The sequence below is a fragment of the Bradyrhizobium sp. CCGB12 genome, from assembly GCF_024199845.1.
Classification (GTDB): Bacteria; Pseudomonadota; Alphaproteobacteria; order Rhizobiales; family Xanthobacteraceae; genus Bradyrhizobium.
Genome location: NZ_JANADO010000001.1, coordinates 8,352,714 through 8,364,520 on the forward strand (window position 1 = coordinate 8,352,714; position 11,807 = coordinate 8,364,520).

Consider the following 11,807-nt stretch of genomic DNA (forward strand, 5'->3'; position numbering starts at 1 on the left):
TCAGACTCCCACCCCCAGCGCCTTCCATTCGTGCAGCGCCTGAGCATCGCGTGGGGTGACGTCGGGATATTCGGGGTCTTCACCGACCATCGGCGAGATCTTCCAGGAGCGGGCGCATTTGGTGCCGACGGCCTTCTCGACGATAACGGCGACGCCGGGCACGGCATCGAGACGGAATGCATCCGCCGGCGCCTCGCCCTCACGGACCTCGTAGTTCGAGGTGATGCAAACCTCGGCGAGATCGACGGCGAACAGCGTCGCCAGCATGTCGCGGTCGGCGACATAGATCACCGGCGAGGCCTCCAGCGACGAGCCGATGTTCTTGGCGGCGCGCTCCAGCTCGAGCGCTCCGGTGACGACGCGGCGGACATTGCGAATGACCTCCCATTTCGCGGCGAGCTTGTCGTCGCGAAGTTGTTCGAGATCGTTCGGGAACAGCGTCAGATGCACGGAGGGCTCGGCATTGGGCCGGAACATCCGCCACGCTTCGTCGGTCGTGAAGCTCAGGATCGGCGCGAACCATTTCAGGAGGGCATCGCACAAGAGCTCGATCGCGGTGAGCGCCGCCTTGCGCGCCACCGAGGATGGCGGATCGCAATACAGCGTGTCCTTGCGGATATCGAAGTAGAACGCCGACAGCTCGGAATTCATGAAGGCCGCGAGGCTTGCGACCACGGTCTTGTAGTCGAAGGCGGCATAGGCCTTGCGAATGGTCTCGGCATGGCCGGCCAGTTCGTGCAGCATCAGCCGCTCGAGCTCGGGCATCTCGGCATAGGCGACCTTCTCGCTCGCCTTGAAGTGATGCAGCGTGCCGAGCATCCAGCGGATCGAGTTGCGCAGCTTGCGATAGGTCTCGATGGTGTTCTTCAGGATCTCCGGGCCGATGCGCTGGTCGTCGGCATAGTCGGTGGCGCAGACCCACAGGCGCAAAATATCTGCCCCCGAATCCTTGATCACCTTCTGTGGCTCGACGGTGTTGCCGAGCGACTTCGACATCTTGCGGCCGTTCTCGTCGAGCGTGAAGCCGTGGGTGAGCACGACGTCGTAGGGCGCGCGGCCCCGCGTGCCCGCACTTTCCAGCAGCGAGGAATGAAACCAGCCGCGATGCTGGTCGCTGCCTTCCAGATACATCACGGTGTCGTTGCCGCCGTCGATCTTGCGGACGATGTTGCCGAGCTGCGGGAAGTTCTGCCGATCCTCGAGCACGAAGGCGTGCGTGGAGCCGGAATCGAACCAGACGTCGCAGATGTCGTCGACCTTCTTCCAGTCCTCAGCTGCGCGGGACCCGAGGAAGCGCTCGCGGGCGCCCTGCATGTACCAGGCGTCGGCGCCTTCCTCCATGAAGGCCTCGGTGATGCGCTGGTTGACGATCTCGTCTTGCAGGATCTCGGCCGAGCCGTCGCCCTTCTCGCGCACGAACACGGCGATCGGCACGCCCCAGGCGCGCTGACGCGAGATCACCCAGTCCGGACGATTGGCGATCATGCCGTTGATGCGGTTCTCGCCCGCCGGCGGCACCCATTGCGTCACCGAGATCGCATGCAGCGCGCGGGCGCGCAGCGTGTCGCCTTTCTTGGCCTGGCCGTTCTCGCTGATGTCCTTGTCCATCGCAATGAACCATTGCGGCGTGTTCCGGAAGATCACCGGCTTCTTCGAGCGCCAGGAATGCGGATATTGGTGCTTGAGGCGGCCGCGCGCGAGCAGCTTGCCGGCCTCGATCAGCGCCTTGATCACGGCCTCGTTGGCGTCGCCCTTCTCGCCCTTGTCGTTGATCACGCGTTTTCCGGTGAAGCCGGGGGCCTGTGCGGTGTAGGCGCCGTTCTCGTCGACGGTGTAGGGGATCGTGGTGTTGATGCCGCGTGCATCGAGCTCGCGCGCATTGGCCATCCAGGCATCGAAGTCCTCGCGGCCGTGGCCGGGCGCGGTGTGGACGAAGCCGGTGCCGGTGTCGTCGGTGACGTGATCGCCGGCCAGCAGCGGCACGATGAAGTCATACCCGCCGGCAACTCCCTTCAGCGGATGCGCGCATTCGACGGCATCCAGCGTATCGCCGGGGAGATCGCGCACCTTCTTGTAGGCGGTGACGCGGGCCTGCTTGAACACGCTGTCGGCCAGCCCATCGGCGAGGATCAGCAGATCGCCGGTCTTGGTCCAGTTATCGGCGGGCGCGTCGGTGACCTCGAACAAGCCGTAGGCGATCTTCGGCGAGAAGGAGATGGCGCGGTTGCCGGGCAGCGTCCAGGGCGTGGTGGTCCAGATCACCACCGAAGCATTGGCGAGTGCGCCATGCGCCGGCGAGGTGACCGGGAATTTCACCCACACCATATCCGAAGTGTAGTCTTCGTACTCGACCTCCGCCTCCGCGAGCGCGGTCTTCTCGACCACGCTCCACATCACCGGCTTGGAGCCGCGATAGAGCGTGCCGTTGGCCGCGAATTTCATCAGCTCGCGGGCGATCTGCGCCTCGGCCGGGTAGGTCATGGTCTGATAGGGATGATCCCAGTCGCCGATGATGCCGAGCCGCTTGAATTCCTCGCGCTGCACGTTGATCCAGTGCGTCGCATAGGCGCGGCATTCCTTGCGGAACGCTACCATCGCGGCGGAGTCGCGGAAATCGGGCTTCTGCTTGCCCTTGGAGCGGTAGTTCTCCTCCTCGATCTTCCATTCGATCGGCAGGCCGTGACAGTCCCAGCCGGGTACGTAGTTGGAATCGAAGCCGAGCATCTGCTGGCTCTTGGTCACGACGTCCTTGAGGATCTTGTTCAGGGCGTGCCCGATATGGATGTTGCCGTTGGCGTAGGGCGGGCCGTCGTGGAGCACGAATTTGGCGCGGCCCCGGGCGTCCTGACGCAGCTTGTCGTAGAGGCCGATGTCGTTCCAGTATTTCAGCAGCTCCGGCTCGCGCTGCGGCAGGCCGGCGCGCATCGGGAATTCGGTCTGCGGCAGGAACAGGGTTTTCGAATAGTCTTTGACTTCAGACTTTTGGGACTTTTGCGGCTTTTCGGACATGAGGCTGACTGGCTCGGAAGGGCGCGGAAACGGATGGCGATAAGGCATCGCGGGGTGAAACGACACAATCCCGGTCTTGCGCCGAGCCTTCAGGCTCAGGCGGAAGCCGGGCCGCTAATCCCTATGATGCGCCGCGCAAACATGGGTTCTCCATAGCAGGGGGCCAAGGGAAGCGCAAAGGTTCGGGAGGCCCGGTTTCAGGCTCAATCGATGGTCCCGAGCCGCGGAAACGCGTCCGGAGCTGCGGCCAGCATGGCGCGGGCGCGGGCGGAATCGTCGTCCATCTGGCGGATCAGGGCCTCCAGGCTGTCGAATTTCAGCTCCTCGCGGATGAAGCCGACGAAGGCGCAGTCGAGCGCCTGCCCGTAAAGATCGCCCTTGAAGTCGAACAGGAAGATTTCGAGGAGCGGTGCGCCATTGTCGAAGGTCGGGCGGCGGCCAAAACTTGCCACGCCGTCGAGGCGCGCCTGGTCTTTTCCTTGGCCGCGGCCGACCCGCACGGCGTAGATGCCGTGCTTCAGGCCGCAATTGGCGTCCAGACGGATGTTGGCGGTGGGATAGCCGAGGTCGCGGCCGCGCTTCTCGCCGTGGATCACCTCGCCGGTGACGAACCAGGGGGCGCCCAGCATGGTGGTGGCCTCGTCCAGCTGGCCCTCGGCGAGGGCGATCCGGATCGCGCTGGAAGAGACCGGCCGCTCGTCGATATCGACATGCGCCTGCACGTCGACCTCGATGCCGAGCCGGGGCGCTTCGTTGACCAGCAGGCTCGGCGAGCCGACGCGACCTTTGCCGAAATGGAAGTCGTAGCCGACGGCGATGCCGCTGACGCCGAGCCGCCCGATCAGGTCATGGTGAATGAAATCCTGCGCACTGGTCCCGGCGCGCGCCTTGTCGAAGGTCATGACCACGGCGCCGGCAAGCCCGGTGCCGGCCAGAAGCCGCAGCTTGGCTGGTTCGTCCGTCAGGCGGAATTGCGGGGTGTTGGGGCTGAAAAACCGGCGCGGATGCGGCTCGAAGGTCAAAGCCAGCGCGGGGCGGCCATGCGCCCGGCCCATTTCCAGGGCGGCCGCGATCACGGCGCGATGGCCAAGGTGAACGCCGTCGAAATTGCCCATGGCGACCACGGCGCCCCTTGGAATCGCGGAGTCCGGCGTGGTGTCGCGGATTACGGTAAAATGCGGAGCCATCAGGGGAATTCTCGAAGCGGCAGGACCGGCCGGGACCGTGGCGCGACCGGCCGGATGAAGTCAAGCGGGAGGGTGGGACGGCATCGAATGCGATTCAGCCCTTCGGGGGCGTCCCCAGTTAACGCGCTGTTTAACGCCTTGGTGCTAGTCCTTGAGTGTGGACTGCCGGGCTCCGGCCTGGCAGGTCCGATCGTAATATTCCTGGGTTTGCGTTGGGGGAGTCGAGATGGCGGTTGATTTGTCGATGCCGGTTCTGGTGGTGGATGACTACAGCACCATGATCCGTATCATCCGGAATCTGCTGAAGCAGCTTGGCTTCGAGAACATCGACGATGCCAGCGACGGTTCGGCGGCGCTGAACAAGATGCGCGGCAAGAAGTACGGGCTCGTGATCTCCGACTGGAACATGGAGCCGATGACGGGTTATGACCTCTTGCGCGAAGTGCGCGCGGATCCGAACCTCGCCACCACGCCCTTCATCATGATCACGGCCGAATCCAAGACCGAGAACGTGATCGCGGCCAAGAAGGCCGGCGTGAACAATTACATCGTCAAGCCGTTCAACGCGGCGACGCTGAAGACCAAGATCGAGGCGGTCTTCCCGGACATGGCGAGCGCGTAAGCGCGATCATCACCGGATAAACAATCTTCCATTGGGAACGTCATGTCCGGGCTTGTCCCGGGCATCCACGTTCTTGGATCACTGAAGGAAGGCGTGGATGGCCGGGTCAAGCCCGGCCATGACGACTACTTAGCACCTAGCAATTGGTCTAATCCGGCAGCGTGCACGCGTGCCGCACCATCACCACTTCAATTCGCGCATCAGCGCCTTCGGCGGATGGCCGAACAACTCCATCACCGAATTCGGGTCGAGCTGATCGAGGCCCTCGAACTCCTCGGCATGGATGCCGCGGGTGACGAACAGGCAGTCGATGCCGAACTCGCGCGCGCCGGTGAGATCGGTGCGGACGGAATCGCCGATCGCCAGCACCTTCTTCCGATCGATCGGGTGGCCCTGGCGTTCTCCGGCGAGTGCCATCGCGCGCTCGTAGATCGGCCGGTGCGGCTTGCCGTAGAAGATCACCTCGCCCCCGAGCTCACGATAGAGCTCTGCGATGGCGCCGGCGCAGTAGATCAGCCGATCGCCGCGCTCGACCACGATGTCGGGGTTGGCGCAGACCAACGTCAGCTTGCGCTCGCGCGCCTTCAGCATCATGCCGCGATAGTCTTCCGCCGTCTCGGTCTCGTCGTCATAGAGGCCGGTGCAGACGATGTAATCGGCTTCCTCCAGCGGTGCAGTCGTCGCATCGAGGCCGCGATAGATCGAATTGTCGCGCTCGGGGCCGAGCCAGAACATCTTGCGGCCGGGATGCTCGGCGACATAGAGCCGGGTCAGATCGCCCGACGAGACGATCGCGTCATAGGTCTCGTCAGCAACGCCGAGCTTGCGCAATTGTCGCTGCACGGAATCGGCCGGGCGCGGTGCGTTGGTGATCAGGATCACCGTACCGCCGCGACTGCGATAGGTATGCAGCGCCTCGCAGGCTTCGGGGAAAGATTCGAGGCCGTTGTGGACCACGCCCCAGATGTCGCTGAGCACGACGTCGACGCTACCCACGAGCTCGCGCAGGCTTTTGGCGAAATGCAGCGTGGTCATGATGCGTGCGGCCGATCAGATGCGGCGCGCGAGCGCCGCGTTGCCGGTGATGCGTTGCGATGGAGGCGTGCCTGACGTCGCGGCTGGGCTGGTAGTACCGGAGGCATTGGATCCCTGGATGTCCTGCGCCTGGTTCGGCGAGGCCCCGCCGGTAGCAGATGCCCCTTCCGGCCGCAATGGCCGGGGTGGCGCGAACAAAAAGCCCTGGCCGAACCGCACGTCATAATCGAGCAGGTCGACCACCGCGCGCTCGCCCTCGATCCGCTCGGCGATCAGGTCGATGCCGAAACGGCCGAGCAGGTCGGAGAGGTCGGAGGGATGGATGTCCGAGGTCGAGGCCTGCCTGGGGTCGAGCAGCAGCGACGCCGGAACCTTGATGAAGCGCACGCCGCGGTCGGCGAGTTCACGCGGCTCGATCCTCAGATCCGTGACATGGTCGATCGAGAAGCGGAAGCCGCGCTGGGCCAGCGCCGCGAGATTCTCGGTTTCGGTCGGGCCAAGATTGCGGAAGGTCGACTGCTTGAACTCCAGCACCAGCGAGGACGCCAGCGCCCGGTTGGCTTCGAGGAAGTCGAGGCACTGCGCAAAGCTGGTGGAATTGCCGAGTGTGGAGGCCGCGACGTTGCAGAACACGCCGACATCCTTGCTGCGCACCATCAGGCGCCGCAGCACCTGCACACAGCGCAGCATCACCATGTTGTCGATGCGCCCGATCAGCCCGGAGGCCTCCGCGATGCTGATGAACTCCTCGGCGGCGATCAGCTGGTCGCGCTCGTCGCGCAGGCGCGTCACCGCCTCGTAGAACCGCACCTTGCGCTGCGGCAGCGTCACCATCGGCTGGAGGAAGATGTCGATGCGGTTCTCGTCGATCGCGTTGCGCAGCGTCGCCAGCAATTGAGTCTGGTTCCGTCCGTTGGCCGTCTGGGACGGGACTGCCGGTGCCTGACGCGGCTGCGCCACGGGAGGCGGAGGCGCTGCGGGCATTGGTGGCGGCGCGACCGGCGGCTCGTCGACCGTCGCGATCAGGTCGAGCGGCGCCACCGGCTCCTGCTTCTCGACCGGGCCTGCGGCTGGCAGCGGCGCGCCGCCGGCCAGCAGGTCTTCATGGGCCGACACGGTGCTGGCGAGCTGTCTGACCAGTCCGCCGAGCTCGTTGATCTCGCCGACCACCGATTGGATGCGATCGGAATTGGTCGAATTGGACGAGGCGATGCGTCCCTCGATCGCAGCCAACCGGCGGCCGAACTCGGCTACCTGGCGGGCGAGGTCGGCGGTGCCGCGCGACAGGTCGGCAATCTGGCCGCCGACATCGCTGCGGTCGCGCAGCCGCATCGACACCGCGTTGTAGAGGATCAGGAAGGTCAGCGCCGTCAGCGCCACGATCGCAGATTCGGTTCCGCTGATGCCGGCGACCGCATAGAGCACAAGCCCGAGCGAGGCCGCGACCAGAACCATGCAGATGGCGATGAAGATCGTCGAAATGCGAATCATGCCGCGCGTTACGCCTCAAGAGCTGATTGTCTCACCCGGGAAAACACGGGCCGCCGTCCGACCCGTCACGCCTCACGCTCCCCCAAGCCCGGGGACCTTAACATCATTGTTGATTCGAGGGGATAGCGGCTGCCCGCCCCTCAAGTCAGTCCAGCGCGGCGAAAGCCTTCGAGGTAGCGCTCGCGGTCGGCGGCAACTCTGATCGGCATGAACTCGGCGATCCAGGCCAGCGAGACGTTCGGCTGGGCGCGGCGGAGTTCCTTCAGCGCGGTGCCGGCGATCTCGGCTCGTCCGGCCATGCCGGCGGCTGCCGTCAGCACCCGGTGTCCGCCGGCGAAGTCGCTGCGCTGGCGCAGCGATTCCTGCGCCAGCCGGATCGCTTCCGCATAGTCGGCACCGAGGAAGCGGGCGAAGGCGGCGATGCCGAAATAAACCGGCGCATAGGGATCGTGCGGGCTGAGGCGGATCGCCCGCCGCGCCGCCTCATCGGCGTCTTGCCAGCGGCCGCAAAAGCAGAGCGCCAGGCCATAATAGCCCTGTGCCAGCGCGAAGTTCGGATTGAGCCGCAATGCGGTTTCGAATTCGGCCAGCGAGTCATCGAACCGGCGCGCGAAAAGATGGACGTGGCCGAGCGCGTTGTGGGCCCAGGCGTCTTCGTCGTCGGCGCGGATTGCGGCACGTGCGGCCCGCTCGGCGGCGGGTATTGCCGTGGCCATCTCCATCCAGCCCATATGCGCCGTGAACATGTAGCTGGTGCCGAGCAGCCCAAGCGCCTTGCCGTAGGTCGGATCGAGCGCGATGGCCTTTTCGAGCAGGGCCTGCGCCACGACATGATCCTGCCGCGTCACGCGCCAGTAGTGCGAGAGCGCGCGCATCAGCAGATCCCAGGCGTCCATGCTGTCGGGCGGCTTGCGCTGGGCGCGAAAGCTTTCCGCGGCGTAGAGCTGCGGCTCGATCGCGGCGACGATCGCCTCCGTGATCTCGTCCTGCACGGCGAAGACGTCGGCGAGCTCGCGGTCGTAGCGTTCAGCCCAGAGATGACTGCCGGTGGCGACGTCGTTGAGTTGCGCGGTGATGCGGACGCGGTCGCCATCCTTGCGGACGCTGCCCTCGACGACGTAGCGCACGCCAAGCTCTTCGGCGATTTGCCGCAGGTGAACCGTGCGGCCCTTGTAGATGAAGGAGGAGTTGCGCGCGATGACGAAGAACCAGCGCAGCTTCGACAGCGCGGTGATGATGTCCTCGCTGATGCCATCGGAGAAATATTCCTGCTCGGCCTCGCCGCTCATGTTGGTGAAGGGCAGCACCGCGATCGCCGGACGATCCGGCAGCGGCAATCCTGCCGACGCCGATCCGGGTGGTTTGCCCGCCAACGCCGGCGCCGCTGCGCCGGCCAGCTCGGTCACCGCGCCGACGAACCGCACGCCCTTGCGCGCGATGGTCCGGATCAGCCGCTGCTCCTCGCCATTGTCGTTGATCGCGCGCCGCACCGCGTTGATCCGGCTGGTCAGTGTCGATTCCGAGACGACGCGGCCGTTCCAGATCGCATCGAGCAGATTGTCCCGCGTCACCACGCGTTCGCGGTTGCGGACGAGATAGGTCAGGAGATCGAACACTTGTGGCTCGAGCGCGACGAGCGTGTCCGCATGGCGCAATTCGCGGCGCTCGGGGTCGAGCAGGAAATCCTCGAACTGAAATGTCACACCTCTCCCTCGGCGCCCGTCGGAAATCAAGGTGCTCTCAGCGTAAAATAATGCCGCTCTCAAGGCCAGCGAGCCGCATGCGCCCTATCGTCCCGGTGTTTTCAACCGCAGGAGATTTGCCATGTCGACATCCGCAGTGCTCAAGCCCGCCGCATCCCAGCCCCAGCCTGACCTCGCCGCCGTCAAGCAGCGCCAGCACGGCGCCTGGTCGTCGGGCGACTATGCCGTGGTCGGGACCACCTTGCAGATCGTCGGCGAGCATCTCTGTGAGGCGCTTGACTTACGCGCCGGCAGCAAGGTGCTGGACGTCGCCGCCGGCAACGGCAATGCGACGCTGGCCGCGGCACGGCGCTGGTGTGACGTCACGTCGACCGATTATGTGCCGGCGCTGCTCAAGCGTGGTCGCGAGCGCGCAGCGGCCGAACATCTCATGATCGAATTCCGCGAGGCGGATGCCGAAGCGCTGCCGTTCCCCGATGCCAGTTACGATGTGGTGCTCTCGACCTTCGGCGTGATGTTCACGCCGGATCAGGACAAGGCGGCCTCCGAGCTCGCGCGGGTCTGCAGGTCCGGCGGCAAGATCGGCCTCGCCAACTGGACGCCGCAAGGTTTCATCGGTCAGCTGTTCAAGACCATCGGCAAGCATATCGCCCCGCCAGCCGGCGTAAAGTCGCCGGCATTGTGGGGGACGGCGGCGCGACTTGACGAGATGTTCGCAAGCCAGGCCTCCGAGATCGCCGCCGAGCCGCGCATGTTCGTGTTCCGCTATCGTTCGCCGGACCACTGGCTCGAGATCTTCAAGACCTTCTACGGGCCCACGCTGAAGGCGTTTGCCGCGCTCGACGAGAGCGGCCAGAGCGCGCTGAAGCGCGATCTCCAGGCGCTGCTCGGCGAGTTCAACCGTGCCGATGACGGTACGGTCGTCGTGCACAGCGAATATCTGGAAGCCGTCATCACCAAGCGCTGAGATGCGGTTCGGTCAGGCTGGTGAGATCCGGCCTGATCGTCCATCAGGACGGCGCGGCGGCGCCGACCGTGTCGGCCGAAACAGCGTCGCGGCTGCCGAGCGGCTTCGGCCGCCCGGTGGTCGTGTCGCGCAGGGTCTGCCGCTCGATCTCCGAGTTCAGCTCGGCGCCGAACATGATTACGATGGCCGACATCCACATCCACATCATCAAGCCGATCGCTGCGCCGAGCGAGCCGTAGGTCGCGTTGTAATTGGCGAATTCCGAGAGATACCAGGACAGAAGTGCCGAGCCGGCGATCCAGAGGAGGGCGGCCGTCAGCGCGCCGAGGCTCAGCCATTGCCAGCGCGACGCATCGCGACTGGGCGCAAAGCGGTAGAGGATCGCAAGCGCCACGAGCAGGATGAGGAACAGCAGCGGCCATCGCGCCAGCGCCACGATCAGCTTGCTTTCGGGGGCCATGCCGAGATGATTGAGCGCGAGCGGAAAGGCGACGACGGTCCCGACCATCAGCAGCAGCGCCACGATGCCGCCGATGGTGAAGGCCAGCGACACCATGTTGAGCTTGATGAAGCTGCGCTTCTCGCGTTCCTCATAGGCGACATTGAGGGCATCGAAGATTGCCTTGACGCCGGCATTGGCGCTCCAGATCGCAAGCAGAAGGCCGAGCAGGAAGGTGGCACCCAGCGTCGTATTGCCATGCGATACCACGCGCGCGACTTGGTCCTCGACAATCTGGAACGAGCCCTCGGGCAGCATCGTCGCGAGCGTCTGCAGGTTGGCGCTGATCGTCGAGGGGTCGGCGAACAGGCCATAAGAGGAGACAATCGCCGTGACAGCGGGAAAGATCGCGAGCAGCCCGAAAAAGACGACGCCGCCGGCAGTCGCCAGCAGGCGATCCTCATCGATGCGCTGGTAGGTGCGCCAGAAAATATCCTTCCAGCCTGCCCAGGGGATCGTGAACGGGCTCTTGGCATGACGGCCGCGGCCGGGCTCCACGGCCGCGCCCGCCGGATGGGTTTCCGGTGAATTCGCCTCGCCCTTGCGGTGGTCTTGCGGAGGGCCCGACCTGACAAGGTCCGAGTCCTGGAAGTACCGCTCCGCGGTGAGCACAAAGACGGCCGTCGCCGCCACCAGCATCCAACTATCGATCTGCTCGGAGCGCCGCCCCAGCATTCACGCCTCCAGACCGTGCCTGCGCCGGCGCCGCGCAGCCGTCAAGCCGACCAGACCGACAGCTGCGAGCATCAGACCAAGTTGCACGGGACGGTTGGCGCCCGTCGACCTGGCTTTGCTGCCATGACCGCGTTCACCCGGCGCATGCGGAACGAGGGGAATGGTCGTCGCGACCTCCTTCACGGCTTGCTTGACCGTTCCGCTCGGAATGCGCGGTGTCGCGATGGCAACCCGCATCCGGCTGGCAAGCGGCACGATCGCCTTGGTCGGCCGCTTCATCATCGCCATGGCGACGCCGGCGCAGACAGCAGCCAATATCAGCAGCACCGCCGCGACGGCACCAAAGCCCCAGAATTGCCCGTAGGTGATTGCGACAAAGCGGTACAGAGCGATCACGCCGACAAAAAAGGTCGCGATCACGAACAGCCCGGCTCCTGCGAACAGACCGGCGGCGACCGCGTAGGACGTCACGCGACCCGTGGCCTGGCTGGTGCGGTCACGCAGGTACGATTGGGCAGCGCGCTTGAGATGGTTGAGCTTGAGCGCCATGCCGGCGCGCAGCAATTCGCCCGATGGCGCGAGCATGCGGACATCCTCCAAGACCGAGAAATTCTTCGGG

Annotated in this window: 9 protein-coding genes; 2 read left to right on the plus strand and 7 right to left on the minus strand. The window is 65.2% G+C overall.

The window, feature by feature from the left end:
- Together ileS and NLM27_RS38375 are read right to left on the minus strand one after the other, a co-directional pair.
- Complete coding sequence (ileS, locus tag NLM27_RS38370; RefSeq protein WP_254148200.1) at nucleotides 1-3,009, minus strand: isoleucine--tRNA ligase; 3,009 nt, start codon at nucleotides 3,007-3,009, stop codon at nucleotides 1-3.
- 203 nt (nucleotides 3,010-3,212) lie between these two features.
- Nucleotides 3,213-4,196, minus strand: coding sequence for a bifunctional riboflavin kinase/FAD synthetase (locus tag NLM27_RS38375; RefSeq protein ID WP_254148201.1), 984 nt, complete (start codon nucleotides 4,194-4,196; stop codon nucleotides 3,213-3,215).
- A 226-nt stretch (nucleotides 4,197-4,422) separates the two neighbouring features.
- Here NLM27_RS38375 and NLM27_RS38380 point away from each other — a divergent pair, with 226 nt between their 5' ends.
- The gene (locus NLM27_RS38380; protein ID WP_008567674.1) at nucleotides 4,423-4,818 is read left to right on the plus strand and encodes a response regulator; all 396 of its coding nucleotides are present in this window, start codon (nucleotides 4,423-4,425) and stop codon (nucleotides 4,816-4,818) included.
- Between the two features lie 180 nt (nucleotides 4,819-4,998).
- On the opposite strand, the gene NLM27_RS38385 is transcribed toward NLM27_RS38380, so the two are convergent.
- From NLM27_RS38385 to NLM27_RS38395, 3 genes are all read right to left on the minus strand, one after another.
- Nucleotides 4,999-5,853, minus strand: a complete 855-nt coding sequence (locus NLM27_RS38385; RefSeq protein ID WP_254148202.1) for a TIGR01459 family HAD-type hydrolase — start codon at nucleotides 5,851-5,853, stop codon at nucleotides 4,999-5,001.
- A 15-nt stretch (nucleotides 5,854-5,868) separates the two neighbouring features.
- The gene (locus NLM27_RS38390) at nucleotides 5,869-7,344 is read right to left on the minus strand and encodes an EAL domain-containing protein (RefSeq protein WP_254148203.1); all 1,476 of its coding nucleotides are present in this window, start codon (nucleotides 7,342-7,344) and stop codon (nucleotides 5,869-5,871) included.
- Nucleotides 7,345-7,484: 140 nt separating this feature from the next.
- Entirely contained in the window at nucleotides 7,485-9,047 is a 1,563-nt protein-coding gene (locus tag NLM27_RS38395) for a winged helix-turn-helix domain-containing protein (protein WP_254148204.1), read from the minus strand.
- Between the two features lie 121 nt (nucleotides 9,048-9,168).
- Between NLM27_RS38395 and NLM27_RS38400 the strand changes: the two genes are divergently transcribed.
- Nucleotides 9,169-10,014 carry a class I SAM-dependent methyltransferase gene (locus tag NLM27_RS38400; protein WP_254148205.1) on the plus strand — a complete coding sequence of 282 codons (846 nt, stop codon included), beginning with the start codon at nucleotides 9,169-9,171 and terminating at the stop codon, nucleotides 10,012-10,014.
- Between the two features lie 43 nt (nucleotides 10,015-10,057).
- Here the strand turns inward: NLM27_RS38400 and NLM27_RS38405 are convergent, their stop codons facing one another.
- Nucleotides 10,058-11,188, minus strand: a complete 1,131-nt coding sequence (locus tag NLM27_RS38405) for a YihY/virulence factor BrkB family protein (RefSeq protein ID WP_254148206.1) — start codon at nucleotides 11,186-11,188, stop codon at nucleotides 10,058-10,060.
- Nucleotides 11,189-11,773 carry a phage holin family protein gene (locus NLM27_RS38410; RefSeq protein ID WP_254148207.1) on the minus strand — a complete coding sequence of 195 codons (585 nt, stop codon included), beginning with the start codon at nucleotides 11,771-11,773 and terminating at the stop codon, nucleotides 11,189-11,191.
- Nucleotides 11,774-11,807 lie beyond the last annotated feature (34 nt).